At 65.1% G+C, this 20,627-nt stretch carries 15 protein-coding genes; 9 read left to right on the top strand and 6 right to left on the bottom strand.

What is annotated here, in order from left to right; genetic code table 11:
- Nucleotides 1-71: 71 nt before the first annotated feature.
- Nucleotides 72-1,133 carry an isocitrate/isopropylmalate dehydrogenase family protein gene (locus GDN70_RS28565; protein WP_038946965.1) on the bottom strand — a complete coding sequence of 354 codons (1,062 nt, stop codon included), beginning with the start codon at nucleotides 1,131-1,133 and terminating at the stop codon, nucleotides 72-74.
- A 173-nt stretch (nucleotides 1,134-1,306) separates the two neighbouring features.
- On the opposite strand from GDN70_RS28565, the gene GDN70_RS28570 reads away from it, so the two are divergent.
- Entirely contained in the window at nucleotides 1,307-2,695 is a 1,389-nt protein-coding gene (locus GDN70_RS28570; RefSeq protein ID WP_038946964.1) for an MFS transporter, read from the top strand.
- Between the two features lie 39 nt (nucleotides 2,696-2,734).
- On the opposite strand, the gene GDN70_RS28575 is transcribed toward GDN70_RS28570, so the two are convergent.
- Together GDN70_RS28575 and GDN70_RS28580 are read right to left on the bottom strand one after the other, a co-directional pair.
- Nucleotides 2,735-4,930 (bottom strand): hypothetical protein, encoded by a 2,196-nt coding sequence (locus tag GDN70_RS28575; RefSeq protein ID WP_038946963.1) that lies wholly within the window; start codon nucleotides 4,928-4,930, stop codon nucleotides 2,735-2,737.
- 248 nt (nucleotides 4,931-5,178) lie between these two features.
- On the bottom strand, nucleotides 5,179-6,795 hold the full coding sequence (locus tag GDN70_RS28580) for a B12-binding domain-containing radical SAM protein (protein WP_038971824.1): 1,617 nt from the start codon (nucleotides 6,793-6,795) through the stop codon (nucleotides 5,179-5,181).
- A gap of 332 nt (nucleotides 6,796-7,127) precedes the next feature.
- Between GDN70_RS28580 and GDN70_RS28585 the strand changes: the two genes are divergently transcribed.
- The 7 genes from GDN70_RS28585 to soxA are packed head-to-tail and all read left to right on the top strand — an operon-like array spanning nucleotide 7,128 to nucleotide 13,114.
- On the top strand, nucleotides 7,128-7,577 hold the full coding sequence (locus GDN70_RS28585) for a (2Fe-2S)-binding protein (RefSeq protein ID WP_028135089.1): 450 nt from the start codon (nucleotides 7,128-7,130) through the stop codon (nucleotides 7,575-7,577).
- Between the two features lie 12 nt (nucleotides 7,578-7,589).
- Nucleotides 7,590-9,776, top strand: a complete 2,187-nt coding sequence (locus GDN70_RS28590) for a molybdopterin cofactor-binding domain-containing protein (RefSeq protein WP_152103325.1) — start codon at nucleotides 7,590-7,592, stop codon at nucleotides 9,774-9,776.
- Nucleotides 9,777-9,828: 52 nt separating this feature from the next.
- On the top strand, nucleotides 9,829-11,100 hold the full coding sequence (locus GDN70_RS28595) for an NAD(P)/FAD-dependent oxidoreductase (protein WP_038971819.1): 1,272 nt from the start codon (nucleotides 9,829-9,831) through the stop codon (nucleotides 11,098-11,100).
- Nucleotides 11,093-11,545 carry a sulfur oxidation c-type cytochrome SoxX gene (soxX, locus tag GDN70_RS28600; RefSeq protein WP_038946958.1) on the top strand — a complete coding sequence of 151 codons (453 nt, stop codon included), beginning with the start codon at nucleotides 11,093-11,095 and terminating at the stop codon, nucleotides 11,543-11,545. Before GDN70_RS28595 ends, soxX begins: the two co-directional genes overlap by 8 nt.
- Nucleotides 11,546-11,553: 8 nt before the next feature.
- Nucleotides 11,554-12,021 carry a SoxY-related AACIE arm protein gene (locus GDN70_RS28605; RefSeq protein ID WP_038971818.1) on the top strand — a complete coding sequence of 156 codons (468 nt, stop codon included), beginning with the start codon at nucleotides 11,554-11,556 and terminating at the stop codon, nucleotides 12,019-12,021.
- A complete protein-coding gene (gene soxZ / locus GDN70_RS28610; RefSeq protein WP_038971817.1) occupies nucleotides 12,021-12,338 on the top strand; it encodes a thiosulfate oxidation carrier complex protein SoxZ in 318 nt (105 codons plus the stop codon). The genes GDN70_RS28605 and soxZ overlap by 1 nt, the downstream gene beginning before the upstream one ends.
- Nucleotides 12,335-13,114 carry a sulfur oxidation c-type cytochrome SoxA gene (gene soxA / locus GDN70_RS28615; RefSeq protein WP_038971816.1) on the top strand — a complete coding sequence of 260 codons (780 nt, stop codon included), beginning with the start codon at nucleotides 12,335-12,337 and terminating at the stop codon, nucleotides 13,112-13,114. Before soxZ ends, soxA begins: the two co-directional genes overlap by 4 nt.
- A 53-nt stretch (nucleotides 13,115-13,167) precedes the next feature.
- Here soxA and GDN70_RS28620 read toward each other — a convergent pair whose 3' ends face one another.
- The 3 genes from GDN70_RS28620 to GDN70_RS28630 all read right to left on the bottom strand — a co-directional run bounded on the left by GDN70_RS28620 (nucleotide 13,168) and on the right by GDN70_RS28630 (nucleotide 16,878).
- Nucleotides 13,168-14,835 carry a hypothetical protein gene (locus tag GDN70_RS28620; protein ID WP_038971815.1) on the bottom strand — a complete coding sequence of 556 codons (1,668 nt, stop codon included), beginning with the start codon at nucleotides 14,833-14,835 and terminating at the stop codon, nucleotides 13,168-13,170.
- A gap of 10 nt (nucleotides 14,836-14,845) precedes the next feature.
- Nucleotides 14,846-15,544 carry a cysteine hydrolase family protein gene (locus GDN70_RS28625; protein WP_038971814.1) on the bottom strand — a complete coding sequence of 233 codons (699 nt, stop codon included), beginning with the start codon at nucleotides 15,542-15,544 and terminating at the stop codon, nucleotides 14,846-14,848.
- Between the two features lie 386 nt (nucleotides 15,545-15,930).
- Nucleotides 15,931-16,878, bottom strand: a complete 948-nt coding sequence (locus GDN70_RS28630; RefSeq protein ID WP_173015883.1) for a hypothetical protein — start codon at nucleotides 16,876-16,878, stop codon at nucleotides 15,931-15,933.
- Nucleotides 16,879-17,044: 166 nt separating this feature from the next.
- Between GDN70_RS28630 and GDN70_RS28635 the strand changes: the two genes are divergently transcribed.
- On the top strand, nucleotides 17,045-20,521 hold the full coding sequence (locus GDN70_RS28635) for an indolepyruvate ferredoxin oxidoreductase family protein (protein ID WP_152103327.1): 3,477 nt from the start codon (nucleotides 17,045-17,047) through the stop codon (nucleotides 20,519-20,521).
- Nucleotides 20,522-20,627 lie beyond the last annotated feature (106 nt).

Here is a 20,627-nt window from a genome sequence, read left to right on the forward strand (position 1 = left end):
AGGAGACTTCTACTGTGCATGGGGTTGTTTTTCGACTTTTTGTCTTGGGCCCCGAGAAAAATGTGCACGGCTCACTCCGCCTGCAGGATCTCCGCAATCACCGCACCTGCGGCGATGGTGCCGAGCTTGCCGCCGACGTCCCGCGTCGCACTGCCCTCGCCAATCGCCTTCGCCACCGCCGCCTCGATCGCGTGCCCGGCCTCTTCATAGCGGACCGCACCAGTCTTCTCGCCGTGCCAGACCAGCAGCAGCGCGGTCGACAGGATCAACGAGACGGGATTGGCGACGTCCTGTCCGGCAATGTCGGGCGCCGAGCCGTGCGCGGCCTGCGCCATCGCGTAGCGCTCGCCGACATTGAGCGAGCCGCCGAGGCCGAGGCTCCCCGAAAGTTCGGCGGTAAGATCGGACAGGATGTCGCCGAACATGTTGGTGGACACGATGACGTCGAAACGATCGGGATTGCGCACCACATGCGCCATCATGGCATCGACCAGGATGTCGTCGACGCTCAGTCCTGGATAGGCCTTCGCCGTCGCGCGGCAGATCTCGAGAAACATGCCGTCGCCGATCTTGAGCACATTGGCCTTGTGCACGATGGTAAGGTGCCTCTGCCGCTTCATGGCGAGCCGGCATGCGGCATGCGCGATGCGCTCGCAGCATAGGCGTGTGATCCTTCGCAGCGAGATCACCACGTCGGGCGTGACCAGCATCTCGCCATTGCCCTGCTCCAGATTGCGGTCGGCGTAGAACCCCTCGGTATTCTCGCGAACCACGACGAGGTCGAAATCACCGACGCGGCCGGGCCGCCCCGCATAGGTGCGCGCGGGCCTGATATTGGCGTAGAGGTCGAGGTTCTTGCGGAAGTACCTCGACGGATTGATCTCGCCATGCGCCTCGTCCTTGAAGTCGAACGTCGCAGTCGGGCCCAGGATCAGGCCGTCAGCGGCGCGGACGATGTCGAGCATCTCGGGGCGCACGGTCGTGCCTGATAGCTTCAGGCTCGCATGCCCGACCGCGTGCTCCTCCAGGCGCAAATTGAGCTGGAAGCGCTCGGAGGCGGCGCGCAACACACCCGTTGTCGCGGTCGTGATCTCAGGTCCAATGCCGTCACCGGGCAGAACGACGATTTGCATGGCGATCCCCTGATTTTTGCAGCAGCGGCGCGATCATACGGCAGCGCGAGGCGGCATCGCCCCACCTTCACGCATACACAGCATGCAAGCATATGCCTGTGGAACGCGGCCCCACCGTAGTACATGCGAAATGACCGATTTGAGCCGCGCCGCCGGAGCCACGCGCCAACGCAATGACGATCACGTTACCTGCCGCCGCGCGCGAGCCCGACCACACCATCTCTGACGGCCTCCCCGCCGCGCAGCGGCGATGGGCGATCGCCGCGATCTTCACCGCGCTGGCGATGGCCTCGCTCGACACCGCCATCGCCAACATCGCCCTGCCCGCCATTGCCGCCGATCTGCATGTCTCGCCGGAGCAGTCGGTCTGGGTGGTCAATGTCTACCAGATCGCGCTGGTGGCGACGCTGCTGCCGTTGGGCGCGCTCGGCGAGATCGTCGGGCACCAGCGCATTTATCTCGGCGGCCTCATCCTGTTCACCATCGCCTCGCTGCTCTGCGCGGTGGCGTGGTCGCTGGAGAGCCTGCTGGTCGCGCGCACGCTGCAGGGGCTGGGTGCCAGCGGCATCATGAGCGTCAACACCGCGCTGGTGCGCTTCGTCTATCCCGGCCGGATGCTGGGCCGCGGTTTTGGGCACAACGCGCTGGTGGTCGCGACCGCCTTCACATTCGGGCCCACGATCGCCTCCGCCATCCTGGCCATCGGCCCATGGCCGTGGCTGTTCGCCGTCAACATCCCGTTCGGCCTCGTCGCCATCGGCATCGGCTTTGCGATGCTGCCGAAGACGCCGCGCGCCGATCACGGCTTTGATTTCCTCGGCGCGGTGCTGGCGTCGGCCTGCCTCGGCCTGTTCATCACCGGCATCGGCAGTGCCGCCCATAATCTGTCGCCGGTCGTCGTGGGCATCGAGCTGGTCACGGCCCTCGCGCTCGGCGTCATCCTGACGCGCCGCCACGCCGACCACCCGGCGCCGATGCTGCCGATCGACCTGTTCAGTCGGCCGATGTTCGCGCTGTCGGCCGCGACCGCGGTGTGCTCCTTCGCCGTGCAGGGGCTCGCCTTCGTCTCGCTGCCGTTCTATTTCGAGGACGTGCTCGGCCGCTCGCAGGTCGAGACCGGCTTCTTCATGACGCCGTGGCCACTGGTGGTCGGCATCATGGCGCCGATCGCTGGACGCCTGTCCGACCGCCACGCGGTCGGCCTGCTCGGCGGCATCGGCCTGGTGCTGCTCGGCCTCGGCATGGCGCTGCTTGCGACGCTTCCGGCCAACCCCGCCATTGCCGACATCATCTGGCGGATGGTGATCTGCGGCATGGGCTTCGGCTTCTTCCAGGCGCCAAACATGAAGGCGGTGATGTCAAGCGCGCCGCCGCATCGCAGCGGCAGCGCCTCGGGCATCGTCGCGACCGCGCGCCTGACGGGACAGACGACGGGGGCGGCCCTCGCGGCACTCTGCTTCGCGCTCGCCGGCCACGACGGCGCAACCGTCGCGCTGGCGCTCGGCGCCGGCTTTGCCGCACTTGGCAGCGTGATGAGCTTCCTGCGGCTGGCGGTGAAGTAGCCCGAACGCGCGTCCGCGCCTCAATCGGCCGGCCCGCCTTCACGGAGCCTTCTGCGCGATGGGACGGCTCACGATTGCCGCGGCATCGAGCGGCTCGCATTTGATCGTCCGCATCAGCCTTGGCGGACCGTTCCAGCCCGCAGTCTCGCTCAGGGGCACGAACGTGCCCCCTTGCGGCGTCAGGATGATCGGCTCCGACTTCAGGCAGAGATCGGGAAATGCGAGGCCATGGCCGCCGCCTTGGCTGAACCGTCCAACCAGCGTCTGGGAAGCCTGCATCCGCGTCGCCGGCGAGGCCCGCATCGTACGGTCGGGGTCGAACGCGCGATAGCACGGCCAATCGGTGTGGTTCGCTTCGAACTCATAGACGATCCGGCATGCCGCGCCAGCCGATTTCACGAATGGCGCATCCGACGGCGCGGCCGCATCGCGTTCGAAAACCAGGGTCTGCAGCGTCAACACTTCGGTCGTCGCGCGGGACACGTCAGGCCTGCCCGGTTCGACCGCTATCTCCCCACGCGAGAACACCAGCTTGGTCCTCGGTCGCGCCTCCCTGGTCTCCAGCACCAGCACGGGCCTCACCGCCCACGAGCGGTCCAGGTCCACGTCACCATTGCCCATCGTCAGCCGCGCATTGCCAATGGAAGGGTTGTCCCTGGCGAAATCGATCGTGCGAAGGTGTACACTCGACTTCGACGCCTCCAGGCTCAGGAATCTCAAATCGTCCACCTTGCGCGTGATCGGCATCATCGGATCAAAGCGATCGTCGATGTTGAACCGGACGATCTTCTTCAGCTTGGCCGCAAGGGGCCCTTTGGCGGCGAGCGGTGGCGCCACGTCGATCACGAGCAGGGCACCGTCGGGCGAAAAGCTGTTGCCGAAGGCGCGCTGCCAGGCGGCAGTCAGCAGCGAATCCGTCCGCTGATCGATGTCCCGCGCGAAATAGATCTGCTGTCCGGCGCGAACCAGCGGAAAGTTCTGAAATGCACCGAGCGCCGCGCCCTTGCGAACCTCCGGTTCGGGGAAGGTGACGCATTTGGACTGGTCGTCGCCTCCGGAGTCCTCGACCTTCCTGGACGCAGAGCGGGAGCAGAAGCTCAGATGCTGCTCCTTTGTCTTCTGTGTGCTGATCGACGTCGCGTAGACGAAATCCGGACTTCCGGGCACTTCCATCGGAAGCGGAGAGGTCGCGAACATGTCGACCTCCACCCTGCTGAGCGACGGGCCGGCATCGACCGAGCAGAGATCCCGGGCCGGCAGGGTATTGGTGAGGAGACGCGCCGGATCGGCGCCGACGATGCAGGACATGCTGTCCTGCGGGTTGTTCCGGCTCATCCAGATCAGATGGTCCTTGCCCGCTCCGTCGACCAGGAGATGCGGCGCCGCGTGTCGACGGCGCGGCGGCAGCCAGACCGGCATGGTTTCGGACAGCATGGGCTCCCGCTTGAGCAGCGCTTCCGGCAAGCGCATCACACCGACCGAGCGCAACTCGGCGCTGACGGCGTTGGGATCGGTCGTCCAGTCGAGAACGGGAACACTCGCGCAGGTGATGCAGGTCACCGCAAGATTGGAGCGGACGTTCTCGAACATGAGAATGACCTGATCGGGGTCGCTGCCGTATTTCGCCGGCGCGACCGCCTTGAACGGATGATCCACCACACGGCTGACCAGAAATCCGTTCGACCGCGACGGGTCCGAATCGAATTCGAAATAGGTCGATCGGTCCCAACCGCGATAGGCGTCGTATCCGCCGAGGCTCACGCCTGCCAGAACCATCTTGGAGTCGGTCTGACAACGCGCCGCGCTGCTCTCCTGGCTGCCGTTTCGTACGTAGAGACAGAGTCGAAAAGCCGCGTTCTGCAGAATGCGATCGCAATCGTTCTGGTTATAGCCGTAGGTCGCAAGGCCGTGGCGATAGCACAGATCGTGAAAGACGCATGCCTGCCTGAAGCGCTGCAGGACGAGATGGCGCTTTTGGTTGGAATCCCTGCCGCCGTCGAAAAATATGTTGGCCCAGGGCGGCAGGCTGCAGTTCAAGCCCTCGCCGCTGCCACCGATGGTACTGACGACGTCCGGCCCCGATTGAAAGGCCGTGACGGTGGCGGGCATCTCACCATCGGTGATGTCGTCGACGTTCTTGTAGATGGAATCGGCGATGAAGGAAGGCAGATACGCGAGGACCAGCACCGCCACGACAATCAGCGCAACCGACCAGCGGATCACCTTCCTGAACATGGCCCAACCCCGCTAAAGCTCTTCCGGCAGTGACGCCGGTCGCAATGGCAGACGAGCACTGAGCCTCGCGGGCCAATTCAAATGCCCGCGGAACGTCCAGACGCGGCAGGCGCGGTGTCGTCCTGATGACGATCAGCTTGAGGTTGTCATGCTGTCAAGCCGGGATCTCACACATGACAGCCAGTTTGCGCCCCGGACGGCACGCCGGGCAGAGCATCAAAGGGTCGACGGTTCCATCGCTCCGGATGTCAGGCCAGAGGTCGAGCCTCGATCGCGCCTGCAGCCACGGCTGGACTCGGAATCTGCTCGTCCAGCGCCGCCAGCCGCTCATCGATGGCGGCGATGACCTTGCGCGAGAACGGTCCGAGATGGGCATAGGCGGCGATCATCTGGACCGCAATGCGCGCCGATGACGTGTCGCGCTTGGCGCAGTTCATGAACGTCTGCCACAGTGGCCCGCGCGCTTCGGGAAGCGCGGAGACGACACGATGCACGGTCTCCATCGCACCGAGCTTGGCGCGGATATCCCCTTCCGCGAGTTCGTGGCGCTGCCGCGAACGGTCGAGCAGCGTCATCAAGCGATCGACCCGTCCCGCATAGGCGGCCGGGCTGTAGACGTGCTCCAGCACGCGCTTGTAGTCCGTCAGGATGTCGCGCAGCGGGCGCACAGGATCGAAATTGATCCCGGCCGTGCACTGATCGGCGCCGATGGTCGGCGCCACATCGTGGCCGGTGTGGAGCCGGCCCTCGCGCTCCAGGCGGCGCGTCAGTTGCGTGTTCGGCAAGGCATAGAGCAGTCCGACCATGCTGACGGGAATCGCCGCTTCCTCGATGAAGTCGATCATGGCGTCCGCCATGGAGACCTTCTCGTTGTCGAAGCCGACGATGAAGCCAGCGGTGACGAGCATGCCGGCGGCGTAGATCTTGTGGATGCTCTCGGCGATGTTGCGCCGCGTGTTCTGCTTCTTCCGCATCGCGACCAGCGTCGCCGGATCCGGACTTTCGATGCCGACGAAGATGGCGAAGAAATTGGCCGCCCCCATCAGGTCCAGCAGTTCGGGATCGTCGGCGAGATTGACCGAGGCCTCGGTGGACAATTCGAAAGGATAGCCGTGGGTACGCTGCCATTCTGCGAGTTTCGGCAGGAACTGCCGCAGCGACTTCTTGTTGCCGATGAAATTGTCGTCGACGAAGTCGAGATGGCCGCGGTAACCCATCTGATAGAGCCTCTCGAGCTCGACGAACATCTGCTCGATCGTCTTGGTCCGCGGCACGCGGCCATAGAGCTCGATGATGTCGCAGAACTCGCAGGTGAAGGGACAGCCGCGCGAATATTGCACCCCGAGATAGAGATAGTCCTCGAACTTGAGCAAGTCGAAACGCGGCACCGGCGTCTTGGTCACGTCCGCCTGGAATTTCGGTGCGGTGAAGACGCCGCTCCGCGCGCCACCCTCCCAGGCCGCAATGAATTCGTCGATGACGCTCTCGGCCTCGCCGAGCACCCGGAAGTCGGCCCGCTCATAGATGTGGGGGCTTGAAGTCGGATCGGGACCGCCCACGACCACCGGCTTGCCGGCCGCGCGGCAGAGCTCGATCAGACGCAGCGTGTCGGCCTGCTGCGGCATCATCCCGCCGGTGAAGACGACGTCGGCCCAGGCGAGATCCTCGTCGTTGAAGGACGCCGTGTTGCAATCGATCAGCCGGACCGTCCAGCTTTCGGGCAGCATCGCGGCAACGGTGATCAGGCCCAAAGGAGCGGCCGGGCGCTTTACGCCCAATACCTTGCAGGATTCGCCAAAGGTCCAGAAGGACTCTGCCGAGAACAGCGGGTACAGCATCAGTACGTTGGGACTCGGCACGTTCATGGAACTCCTTCTGGCGTCGGCGCAGTGTACCAAAGCGCCTGCGTCTTGCACCCCGGCAAAAGGGACAAACTGTCGCCGTGGCCTCGACCGGCCATGGAACCGGCCTTCACAGCCGGGCGTCGCCTCAGACCCACGGATTGGCGCCCGCGGAAGGTCGACCGAATCAACCATGATGGAGGGCGAGACAAAACACCACCCTCCCCACAATCTTCCCTCGGCGGCGTAATTCTTCGCATTTCACCCCTCGGACTGTTGATTTGAACAGTTCCAGTTTGCCGGACACATTGCGCCCCTGAGTTCAATCGGTGGATTGGGCCAATCAGGGGACTGCGATGGCAAACCTAACAATCAACGGAAAAACCTTCACACTCGACGTCGAGCCGGATACGCCGCTGCTCTGGGCGATTCGCGAGAATGCCGGCCTGACGGGCACCAAATATGGTTGCGGCATTGCACAATGCGGCGCCTGTACCGTGCACATCGAAGGCGTCGCCACCCGCTCCTGCGGCGTCTCGGTCAGCGAAGCCGAGGGCAAGAAGATCACCACCATCGAGGGGCTCGCCTCCGGGGATACGCTGCACAAGGTACAGGAGGCCTGGATCGCCCAGGACGTGCCGCAATGCGGCTATTGCCAGAGCGGCATGATCATGGCGGTGGCGGCGCTGCTGAACGAGAAGCCGAAGCCCACCGACGCCGATATCGACGAGGCCATCACCAATATCTGCCGCTGCGGCACCTTCCAGCAGGTGCGCGAAGCGATCCACACGATCGCAAGCGCGTAAGGAAATCCCCACATGAATAAGCATATCTCGCCGCGGCTCAACCGCCGCGCCTTCGTCATCGGCAGCGCCACGCTCGGCGCCGGCCTTGCCATCGGCCTCGACCTCCCCTTCGGCGGGCCCGCCGTGGTCCGTGCGGCCGACGGCTCGCCCGAGATCGGCGCCTGGGTCGTGGTCAGGCCCGACGACACCGTCGTGATCCGCATCGCCCGCTCCGAGATGGGCCAGGGCTCGCTCACCGGTCTCGCCCAGCTCGTCGCCGAGGAGCTCGAATGCGACTGGACCAAGGTCACGACCGAATATCCGACACCCGGCCAGAGCGTTGCCCGCAAGCGTGTCTGGGGCGATTTCTCGACCGGCGGCAGCCGCGGCATCCGCTCCTCGCAGGACTATGTCCGCAAGGGCGGCGCCACCGCGCGCGTGATGCTGATCCAGGCCGCCGCCGACGCATGGAAGGTGCCGGCCTCCGAATGCGCGGCCGCGAACAGCGTCATCACCCATACGCCATCGGGCCGGACCACGACCTACGGCAAGGTCGCCGAGGCCGCAGCCAAGCTGTCGCCGCCGGCCGAGGTCAAGCTGAAGGATCCGAAGGACTGGAAGCTGATCGGCAAGGGTGTGAAGCGGCTCGACACCGTCGACAAGACCACCGGCGCCATGATCTACGGCGCCGACATCAAGCTGCCGGGCATGCTGAATGCCGCGATCAAGGATTGCCCCGTGTTCGGCGGCAAGCTGAAGAGCTTTGACGAAGCCAAGATCGCCAGCATGAAAGGCGTCAAAAAGGTCGTCAAGGTCGGCGATACCGCGGTCGCGGTCGTTGCCGACACCTGGTGGCACGCCAAGGCCGCGCTGGAGGCGTTGCCGATCGTCTGGGACGAGGGCGACAACGCAAAAGTCTCCAGCGAGACGATTGCCAAGTGGCTGGCTGAGGGCCTTGATAACAGCGAGCCGGCCTATGTCGGCAACAAGAACGGCGACGCCAAGGCGGCGATTGCGAGCGCGGCGAAGAAGGTCGAGGCCGTCTACAGCTATCCCTACCAGAACCACGCCACGATGGAGCCGATGAACGCCACCGCGCTCTACACGGCGGACAAATGCGAGGTCTGGTGCGGCACGCAGAATGGCGAGGCGGCGTTCGCAGCGGTGCTGGAGGCTTCCGGCCTGCCGGCCGACAAGTGCGACGTGCACAAGGTGATGTTAGGAGGCGGTTTCGGCCGGCGCGGCCAGACCGACTATGTCCGCCAGGCCGTGATGATCGCCAAAGAGATGCCGGGCACGCCGGTCAAGCTGTTGTGGTCGCGCGAAGAGGACATGGCGCACGGCCGGTATCACCCGATCACCCAGTGCAAGATGACCGGCGCGTTCGACGCCGATAACAATCTGGTCGCGCTGCACTACCGCCTGTCCGGGCAATCGATCCTGTTCTCGCTGCGCCCCGAAGCGCTGCAGAACGGCATGGATCCGGCCGCCTTCCAGGGCGTCGCCCAATCCGGCGAAGCCGCGTTCGGCTATTCGGTGCCGAACCTGCTGGTCGAGCACGCGATGCGCAATCCGCACGTCCCGCCGGGGTTCTGGCGCGGCGTCAACGTCAATCACAACGCGATCTATATGGAATGCTTCATGGACGAGCTGGCCCAGGCCGCAGGCCAGGACCCGCTCGAATTCCGCCGCAAGCTGATGGGCAACCATCCCAAGCATCTGGCGGTGCTCAATGCGGTCGCCGAGAAGATCGGCTGGACCACACCCGCGCCGCAGGGCGTTTATCGCGGCATCGCCCAGGTCATGGGCTATGGCAGCTATGTCGCCGGCGCCGCAGAGATCTCGGTGACCGACGGCAGCAAGATCAAGGTGCATCGCATCGTCGCCTCCACCGACCCCGGCTACGTTGTCAATCCGGCGCAGGTCGAGCGGCAGATCGCGGGCTCCTTCGTCTATGGCCTCTCCGCGCTGTTCTACGGCGGCTGCACCGTCAAGGACGGCAAGATCGAGCAAACCAACTTCGACACCTATAATTCGATGCGCATCAACGAGATGCCGAAGGTGGAATCGGTGATGGTGCCGAGCGGCGGGTTCTGGGGCGGTGTCGGCGAGCCGACCATCGGCGTCGCCGCGCCGGCGGTGCTCAATGCGTACTTCGCCGCGACCGGCAAGCGCATCCGCTCGGTGCCGCTGCGGGACCAGAATATCACCTTCGCCTAAGAGCAGCCGCGGCGGCCCTATCGACCGCCGCGGCATTTTGCGGACAAAATTCATGAATGCGCCGGTGACACGGCGGAATGCCGTTCTCGGCATCACCGCCGCGGCTACATCGTTCGCCGTCCCCTCCATCCTGCGCGCGCAATCGGCAGGCCGCATCGTCGTGATCGGCGGCGGTTTTGGCGGCGCGGCCTGCGCGCGGGCGCTCAAGCGCGCGCAGGCGGGCTTGCAGGTGACGCTGATCGAGCCGAACAAGACCTTCACGTCGTGCCCCTTCAGCAACGAGGTGATCGCCGGCCTGCGCGAGATCGACGCGCAGCAGTTCGGCTATGACAGGCTCGCCGCCGAGGGCATCACCGTCGCCGCTCAGGCCGCGACGGCCGTCGACGCGCAAAAGCGCAGCGTGACGGCCGCCGATGGCGCCACGTTTGCCTATGACCGCCTCGTGCTCTCGCCCGGCATCGACTTCCACTTTGAAGCTCTGCCCGGCTATGACGACGCCGCATCGGAGAAGATGCCGCACGCCTGGAAGGCCGGCGCGCAAACGCTGTTGCTGCGCAGGCAGCTGGAGGCAATGGCTGACGGCGGCACGGTCGCCATTGCAATCCCGGCCAATCCCTCGCGCTGCCCGCCCGCACCTTACGAGCGTGCCAGCCTGATCGCGCATTATCTGAAGACGAACAAGCCACGCTCAAAAGTGCTGGTGCTCGACGCCAAGGACGGTTTCTCCCAGCAGCGGCTGTTCGAGAAGGCGTGGAAGGAGCTCTACGGCGACATGATCGAGCGCGTCGCGCTGTCGCAAGGCGGCCGCGTGACCTCGGTCGATCCTGCAACCAGAACCATCATCACGGAGTTCGGCAACTACACGCCCGATGTCGCCAACGTCATCCCGCCGCAGCGCGCGGGTCGTATTGCCGCGATCGCGGGCGCTACGGATGCGACCGGCTGGTGCCCGATCGACCCCGTGACCTTCGAGTCGAAGCTCGTCAAGAACATCCACGTCATCGGCGACGCCTGTCTCGGCGGCGGCATTCCCAAATCGGCCTCGGCCGCAAGCGGGCAAGGCAAGGCTTGCGCCGCTGCCATCGTCGCTTTGCTCGCGGGCCGCGCGCCGGAAATGCCGCGGCTGACAGGCGTCTGCTACAATACCGTGGCACCCGGTTACGGCTTCTCCCTCGCCGGCAACTACCAGCCGAAAGGCGACATCTTCGCCGAGGTCGAAGGCGGCGCGACGAGCCCGGTCGATGCCCCGCGCGAATTGCGCGCCCGCGAGGCGACCGAAGCCGAGCGCTGGTTTCAAACCATCACGGCGGACACCTTTGGCTAAATCCTCCGTCCATGGCGTGGCGCTGATCGCCGCCAGTCTCGCCCTCGTCAGCGTTGCGCGCGCGGACGAACTCGCCTCCTACAAGGTAGCCGGCGACGGCATAGTGGAATCGCTCACGGGCACGCCAGGCGATGCCGTGCGCGGCCGCGCGCTGGTGCTGGCGCGCACCACGACCTGCATCCTCTGCCATTCCGGTCCCTTCCCGGAAACGCGGTTCCAGGGCGATCTCGCACCTGACCTCACAGGCGCCGGGAACCGCTGGTCGGTGAGCCAGTTGCGGCTTCGGCTGGTCGATGCGGCCCGCTTCAACCCGGAGACCATCATGCCGTCCTATTACCGCATTGACGGCTTCGTGCGGGTCGGGCGCAACTTCACCGGCAAGCCGATATTGTCGGCGGCGGAGATCGAGGACATCGTGGCTTTTCTTGCAACGCTTCGCGACTAGGACTGTTCATGCCAACCACGCGACGACAATTTTTGAGCCTCGCCGGAGGCGTCACTGCCGCCGGCACGATCCCGATCGTCACCCTGCGTCGGCTTCACGCGACCCCAGCGATGCTCAATACCGCGATCCGCAACGTCGTCGGCGAAGCGCCGATTCGCACCGGCAGGGTGAAGCTCGACATTCCGCCGCTGGTCGAGAACGGCAACACCGTGCCGATGATGGTGAGCGTTGCAAGCCCGATGACCGCTGACGACCACGTCAAGAGCATCCACATCTTCAACGAGAAGAACCCGCAGCCGAACATCGGCAATTTCTATCTCGGCCCCTCCTGCGGCCGCGCCCAGGTCGCGACCCGCATCCGCCTCGCAGACACCCAGAAAGTGGTTGCGATCGCGCGCCTGTCCGACGACACGTTCTGGCAGGTCGCCGTCGACGTGGTCGTGACGCTGGCCGCCTGCACCGAGGAGATGAACTGATGGCCGCGCTCATCAACGTTCCCGCGAAGGCCAAGCGCGGCGACGTCATCGAGATCCGCACGCTGACCTCGCACATCATGGAGACGGGCTTCCGCCACACCGTGGAGGGCAAGCTGGTGCCGCGCGACATCATCACGAGCTTCACCTGCCGCTACAATGGCGCCGAGGTCTTTCGCGCCGACCTGTTTCCGGCGATCGCAGCCAATCCTTATCTGTCGTTCTTCACGGTCGCCAGGGAAAGCGGCAAGTTCGAATTCGAATGGATCGGCGACAACGGCTATTCGTCCACTGCGTCGGCGTCGATCACTGTCGAATGAGCGTTTGGCACGCGATAGCAGCAGCGGCCTTGTTCGCCGCGGCCCCAGCCCTGCTCGCCGGTGAAATCCCGCCCGATGCGCGCCGGTCCGGCTACTCGTTCATGGGCCCGGACACGCGCTCCATGCAGGATGACGACACCTCCAATCCTGGCATGCTATTCGTGCTCGACGGCGAACAGCTCTGGACGAAGAAGTCCGGCAGCGCGGAGAAAGCCTGCGCGGATTGCCATGGCGATGCGCACAGCAGCATGAAGGGCGTCGCTGCGCGCTATCCGGCCATCGACAAGACGCTGGGTCGCCCCGTCACGCTCGACCAGCGCATCAATCTCTGCCGCGCCAATCATCAGCAGGCGTCGCCACTGCCTTACGAGAGCCGCGACCTCCTGGCGCTGTCCGCCTTCGTTGCCCATCAATCGCGCGGTGTCGCGATCACCGCCGGCGACGATCCGCAAGCAAAGCCCTTCGTGGCGCAAGGCCGCGACCTCTTCATGCAGCGGGAGGGCCAACTCAACCTCGCCTGCACCAATTGCCACGACGACAATTTCGACAAGCGCCTTGCGGGCGCGCCGATCACGCAAGGACAGCCGACCGGCTATCCGCTCTACCGCCTCGAATGGCAAACGCTGGGATCGCTGGAGCGGCGGCTGCGCAGCTGCATGAGCGGCGTCCGCGCCCAGGCCTATGATTACGGCTCGCCCGAGCTGGTCGCGCTCGAGCTTTATCTGATGTCGCGGGCGCGCGGCCTGCCGATGGAGACGCCGGCCGTACGGCCCTGAACGAGAACGGCTGGGATCACCCAGCCGTTCCGCAAGGAGCTTGACCTCGTTGACTACTCCGCCGGCGCGGCCGACATCTCCGGATGTGCGGCATAGTGTTCGCTGGCGCCGAGCTTGCTGGCCGCGAACAGGCCGGCGGCCATCGCAGCGTAGGCCAGCGCGACGGCGGGCGTGACACCGAATCCACCGCCAATGCCGACGGCCTCGCCATGCATGAAGCCGAAATAGGTCAGGACCGCACCGACCAGCGCGAAGCCTGATGCCTTCTCGAAGTCGCGCTCGATGATGAAGACGCCGATCGCGCCCAGGATGAGGCCGCCGAGGATGGAGCCGCCGCCCATGACTTCGAGCCCGTGGTAGAACACGCCCTGCTGCGGCAACGCTGCGATCGCGGCGGCCTTCACCGCGTCCGCCTTGTCGGCGGCCATGCCGCCGACGGTTGCCGCCGCATTCATGGTCGAGCCGAGCATCGTGTCGATCTGCAGCTTGGCCCAGGCCGCCAGATGCGGCGTCAGCGCCAGCACGATCGCGGGCGCGTGCTTGACCGGCGTGGTCTGGAACGCCTGCGCCCCGATCAGCATGCCGATGTAGAGCAGGATCGGCGAGATCGCGACCACGGGCACGAGCGCCAGCAGCACCGAGATGATGCCGAACCAGGCCAGCACGATCACCATGATGCCGGTTGCCGCGGAGTAACCGATGCGGCCGCCCATCGCCTTCCAGCCGGGATGGCCGATATAGACGGCGTTGATGAAGGGATTGCCCATCAGGCAGCCGATCAGGCTGACGACGCCGTCGGCCGTGAGTACCCGCGTGGTCGGATATTCGTCGCCGGCGGCTTCCGCGCTCTCGACATTGTCCATGGCTTCGACGAGGTCATAGATGCCAAACGGAATGGCGGTGACGAGGATGATGCCAAGGAATTCGAAGCCGGAAAAGACGTAGCCTACGGCGGGGAGCGGCACCGAGAAGCCGAAATTGGCAAAGGCATCGCCGACACCCTTGACGCTTAGTCCACCGAGACCGAGCCCGAACAGGTTCGAGCCCCATGCGATGATCATGCCGACGGCGATGGCGACGAGGCCTGCGGGAATGCCGCGCGGATATTTCACGCCGCCAAACCAGCTCACCAGGATGATGGCAAAGCAGACGAGGCCGATCTGCGGCGTCATGTACATTTCCAGCGCCGGCCGCATCGAGATGAAGGTGACGGAGACACCGGCGAGCGTGCCGAGCAACGCCGCGCGCGGCGTGATCTCGCGGATGAACGGCGCGATGAAGCCGCCGATCATGAGGATGAAGCTTTGGAAGAATACCCAGACGAGGCCGGCGGACCAGCCCTTGAGCGGATCGCCGGTCTTCAGCGTGATCGGCAGCATGATCACGAAGGTGACGATGAACATGTGCGGCACGCTGACGCCCGAGGGCAACGCGCAGACGTCGTTACGGCCGGTCTTCTGCGCCAGACGGTAGGCGAGGTAGGCGTAGTAGAAAGTCGAGAGGCACATCATCAGCCCGAGCGCGGGGAGGATGCGGCCGAACACCAGACTATCAGGCATCTTCAGGACGAAGCGCAACAGGCCCGTGAGCACCAGCATGTTGACGAGGATGTTGGTGCCGAAGCCGAAAAACGCATTCCAGTCGCCCGATGTCCATAGTGCCGGCTTGTACTCAGACGTATTGAACTCAGACTTGCCGGCCGTCCCCGTCAATATGCTCATGACAATACCCCTATGTGGTCGAAACCTTCATTGCCTCCAGAACCGCGGCCGAGGTTGCGACCCAGCCGAAGATGCCGCCCTGGGCCTTGATCATCTTCAGGCCCATCTCGTGAAACTCGGGGAAGTAGGACGCGCAACCGTCCGACATGACGACGCAGCGGTAGCCGCGGTCATTGGCTTCGCGCACCGTGGTGTTGACGCACACTTCAGTGGTGACGCCGCACACCAGCAGATTCTCGATGCCGTATTTCTCCAGCACGTCGCCAAGCTCGGTGGCGTAGAACGCGCCCTTGCCGGGCTTGTCGATCACGATCTCGCTGTCGAGCGGGTAGAGCTCAGGAATGATGTCGTGGCCCGCTTCGCCGCGGATGAGGATGCGGCCCATCGGGCCGGCATCGCCGATGCGCAGGCTCGGCGCGCCGCGCTCGACTTTCGCCGGCGGCGCGTCGGAGAGATCGGGCAGATGGCCCTCGCGGGTGTGGATCACCAGCATGCCGGTGTCCCGCGCCGCCGTCAGCACCGCGCCGATCGGCTTCACCGCGCGCGCAAGCTGGCTGACGTCGTTGCCGAGCGTCTCGCCAAAGCCGCCGGGCTCCATGAAGTCGCGCTGCATGTCGATGATGAGAAGCGCGGTGCTCGGCCAGTCGAGCTTGATCGGCTCGGGCTCGGCGTTGATGACGCCCAATGTCGGCTTGCTCGAGTCCAGCATGACGCCCGCCCCTCGCGAGAACTCTCTTTGCCGGAGTTCTGCAAGCGCCGTGCCATTGTGTACAATTGCGATGGCGCGCCGGACGTTAGGGAATTCGTTGTGTGGTCAGAAGGTTACGTCGGCGATCGGCGTCTGCATATTCCCTGTGCGACGACTTCGCGGCGGGCATTTGCCTAGAGGATGGGCGGCCTCCGCCGTCATGCCGAGGCGACGCTCTCTCTTTTCCCTCTCCCCGTTCTTACAGGGAGAGGGTCGGGGTGAGGGCTGCCTCCGCAATCACGGTGAGAGACGGACTCGCGGAGAGTCCCCCTCACCCGGATTGCATCTTCGATGCAATCCGGCCTCTCCCCGCGAGCGGGGAGAGGCGAAGCACTCGCGGCTCGCCCCTACGCCCCATACAGCTGCCGATACTCTTCCTCGTACGGCGCATAGGAGTCCTTCATCGTCGCCATGTTCAGCAGCATGGTGGCCACCATCGTGCCCGCCTTGTCGAACACACGCGTCCTGGCCCAGGCGCTTTCGGTGCGCCGGCTGCCGGAAAGCGCGACGATCTCGCGCTCGACTTCGTAGTCCTCGTCGACGAAGAGCGGCCCCTTCACCAGCCTGATCTCCTGGTCGGCGAACAAGCCGACTGCCGGCCCCTTGGCAGGCAGCGGATCGTCCTTCGAGCGATACTGGAACAGCACGCTCAGCATCTCCATCGGGACGATCGGTCTGCCCCAGGGGTTGTCGACGCCCGAATAGTACGGCGAGTTTTCGGTGATGACGGCGAGCTTCTGCCGCAGCGAGAAGGGATAAAGGTCGCCCATGGTTTGATCAAACGCCATGCGGACCGTCTGCCGCTTGCCGGTCTGTGCCACCTTGACGTCGCGCAGGATGACGGGATCGGCGAGCGGTTTGAGCTCGGCGAGGCGCGCCTCCAGCGCGGTCGCGGCGTGCGGTTCGCCGACGGAGGCCGTGCCGCGCAGCACCTCCGTGCCATCGCGCTTGACCATTCGAATCTGGCACTGGCTCGTCCCGGGCAGTGGCTTCGACAGGATCGCTTGCACCTCCTCACCCTCATAGCAGACGCTGCGATAATGCGCGGACAGGCAGCCGGTCTCGAACCAGGCGCGTCCCCACAGCTGCGCGCCGAGCGGGGCGAACTGGCTGAAATGCGTCGGGCCCTCGATGGTACCGCCCTTGAAGCCGAGCTTCTGCGCGGTGGCGTCGTCGTGAATGGACGCGTGCGCGTCGTAGGTTTGCGCTTGCAGCATCTGACGCGGCTGGCGCCACGGTCCGATCAGGGCCTCAGCCGTCGCTGTGATCTCGGTGTCGAATGCCTTTGCAGCCATGATGTTCTCCACTGGAAGCCATGACTAGCAGGAGCGCCACGGATGCGGCCAGCGATATTGACTTCGCCGGCCCATGCTCTTGACTGGGTATCTTCCGCTTCGCAAGGCCGCAAATCTCCCGCGGCGCAAAATCCCTCGCCGGACCAGGACAACAAGGATCCCCGACATGACGCTGTTGCAGGTCGAGCTGGACGATAAATACCGGCTCGAATCGAAGCGGATCTTCCTGTCCGGCACACAGGCTCTGGTTCGCTTGCCGATGTTGCAGCGCGAACGCGACCGGCTCCAGGGTCTCAACACCGGCGGATTCATCTCCGGCTATCGCGGCTCCCCGCTCGGCATGTACGACCACGCGTTGTGGCGCGCGAAGTCGCACCTCCAGCAGCACGACATCGCCTTCGTCCCTGGCCTGAACGAGGATCTGGCTGCAACCGCGGTCTGGGGCAGCCAGCAGGTCGGGCTGTTTCCCGGCGCCAAGGTCGATGGCGTGTTCGGCATCTGGTACGGCAAGGGCCCCGGCGTCGACCGCTCGGTCGATGCGCTCAAGCACGCCAACGCGGCCGGCACGTCACTCAATGGCGGAGTGCTCGCGCTCGCCGGCGACGACCATGGCTGCCAGTCCTCGACGCTGGCGCATCAGAGCGAGCAGGTGTTCGCGGCGGCGCTGATCCCCGTAATCAATCCGGCGACGCTGCAGGATTATCTCGATCTCGGTCTCTATGGGTTCGCGCTGTCGCGCTTCTCCGGCTGCTGGGTCGGCTTCAAGGCCATCAGCGAGACGGTGGAAAGCTCGGCGTCGATCGACAGCGATCCGGAACGCATCAGGATCGTGCTGCCCGACGATTTCGAGATGCCACCCGGCGGCCTCAACATCCGCTGGCCCGATCCGCCGCTGGAGGCGGAGCGGCGCCTGTTGGGCCCGAAAATGGCCGCAGTGCAGGCCTTCGCGCGCGCCAACCAGCTCGACCGCATCGTGCTCGATTCAAAGCCGGCGCGGCTCGGCATCGTCGCGACCGGCAAGGCCTATCTCGATCTGCGCCAGGCGCTGGCTGATCTCGGCATCACCGACAAGGACGCGCAGGATCTGGGCCTTCGCATCTACAAGGTCGCGCTGACCTGGCCGCTGGAGGAGAGCGGCGCCAAGCGTTTCGCCGAGGGTCTGCAAGACGTGCTCGTGGTCGAGGAGAAGCGCGGATTCATCGAAGACCAGCTGATGCGCATCCTCTACAATATCGATGCGTCCAGACGCCCGACCGTCACTGGAAAACGCGACGAGCGCGGCGCGCCACTGCTGCCGAGCGAAGGCGAACTGACGCCGACCATCGTCGCGGGCGCGCTGGTGGCACGGCTGCGCAAGCTCGGCCATCACAGCCCGGTGCTGGAGCAGCGGCTCGCGCGGCTGGAGGCCTTCGACAATCCGGTCACCGCCAACACGCAGATCAAGCTCGCGCGCACGCCGTTCTTCTGCTCGGGCTGCCCGCACAACACCTCGACGCGCGTGCCCGAAGGCAGCCGCGCCATGGCCGGCATCGGCTGCCACGGCATGGCCCTGAGCATGCCGACCCGCCGCACCGATCTGATCTCGCATATGGGCGCCGAGGGCGTGAACTGGATCGGGCAATCGCCCTTCACCACCGAGACGCACATCTTCCAGAATCTCGGCGACGGCACCTACACCCATTCCGGCCTGCTTGCGCTTCGCGCCGCCTCCGCCGCCGGCATCAACATCACCTACAAGATCCTCTACAACGACGCCGTCGCGATGACCGGCGGCCAGCCCGCCGAAGGCGCCTTCAATGTCGCGCAGATCGCGCATCAGGTCTGGGCCGAGGGCGTCAAGCGTCTTGCAATCGTCTCGGACGATCCGGGCAAGTACCCGCAAGGAAACTACTTCCCGCAAGGCGCGACTATCCACCATCGCCGCGAGCTCGATGCCGTGCAGCGCGACCTGCGCGACATCAAGGGTCTCACGGTCATCATCTACGACCAGACCTGCGCGGCGGAAAAGCGCCGCCGCCGCAAGCGCGGGCTCTATCCCGATCCCGCCAAGCGCGCCTTCATCAATGAGCTGGTCTGCGAAGGCTGCGGCGACTGTTCGCAGGCCTCCAACTGCGTCTCGGTGCAACCGCTCGAGACCGAGTTCGGCCGCAAGCGCCAGATCGACCAGTCGAACTGCAACAAGGACTTTTCCTGCGTCGAGGGTTTCTGCCCAAGTTTCGTGACCGTCCATGGCGGTTCGCTCAAGCGCATGAAGACTTCGGCCGTCGATTCAGGCCAGCTCTTCGCCGACCTGCCGCTGCCGCCCGCACGCGAGCTGGACGCGCCCTACAACATCCTCGTCACCGGCATCGGCGGCACCGGCGTCATCACCATCGGCGCGCTGCTCGGCATGGCCGCCCATGTCGACGGCCGCGGCTGCTCGGCGCTCGACTTCACCGGCCTGTCGCAAAAGAACGGTGCCGTGATGAGCCATGTCCGCATCGCACGGAGGCCGGAGGATATCTCCGCGGTCCGCATCACCACGGGCGGCGCCGACGTCATCCTCGGCTGCGACATGATCGTCTCGGCCGGCCCCACCGCGCTCAGCCGCGCCGAACGTGGCGTGACCAAAGCCTATATCAACGCCGACCTGCAGCCGACCGCGAGCTTCGTGCAAAATCCCGATCTCGACTTCGAGATGGGCACGATGCAGACGGTGCTGCGCGACGCCGTCGGCGACAAGAACCTCGATATCATCGATGCCACCGGCATTGCCGCCGCGCTGTTGGGCGACAGCATCGCGACCAACCCCTTCATGCTCGGCTTTGCCTTCCAGAAGGGCGCGATCCCGCTGTCGCTGGAAGCACTGCTGCGCGCCATCGAAATCAACGGCGCCGCGATCGAGATGAACAAGCTCGCCTTCACCTGGGGGCGCATGGCCGCCCACGACATGTCGCGGGTGCGCAGCGTGCTCCAGTTCAAGAGCCGTGCATCCGCGCCTGTGAAGTCGCTCGACGACATCATCGCCACCCGCGCGGCGTTCTTGACCAGCTATCAGGACAAAGCCTATGCCGGCCGCTACCTCGCGGCTGTTGCCAAGGTGCGCCAAGCCGAGAGTGCGGCTTCGCCAGCGTCAACCGAGCTGACCGAGGCCGTCGCGAAAAACCTGTTCAAGCTGATGTCCTACAAGGATGAGTACGAGGTCGCGCGGCTCTACACCGACGGCAGCTTTGCTAACAAGGTGTCCGAAAAATTCGACGGCGACTTCACCCTGAAATACCATTTGGCGCCGCCGATCTTCGCGAAGCGCGACAAGACGACAGGCCGGCTGCAGAAGCAGGAGTTCGGCGGCTGGATGATCCATGCCTTCCGCGTTCTCGCCAAGCTTAAATTCCTGCGTGGCAGCGCGCTCGATCCGTTCGGCCGCACCGAGGAGCGCCGGAAGGAGCGGAAGCTGGTTGAAGATTATCTCGGCATGATCGATCAGCGGATCGCGGGTTTGAAGGCAGAGCAGATCCCGCTGCTGGCAAGGCTCGCGAGGGTGCCCGAGACGATCCGAGGCTTCGGCCACGTCAAGGAGGCCAATATCAAGCTGGCAGCGGCCGAGACGGCGCGGCTGGAGGCGGAGCTGGAGAACAGCCGTTTTGCGGCGGCGGCGGAGTAGCGGTGAGGACGCAAGCTCTCTCCACGCGTCATTGCGAGGAGCTCGCGACAAAATTGCGCAGCAATTTTGCGCTGATGCGACGAAGCAATCCAGACTGCCTCCACGA

This window comes from Bradyrhizobium sp. TM102 (genome assembly GCF_009176685.1).
Lineage (GTDB): Bacteria > Pseudomonadota > Alphaproteobacteria > Rhizobiales > Xanthobacteraceae > Bradyrhizobium > Bradyrhizobium ottawaense.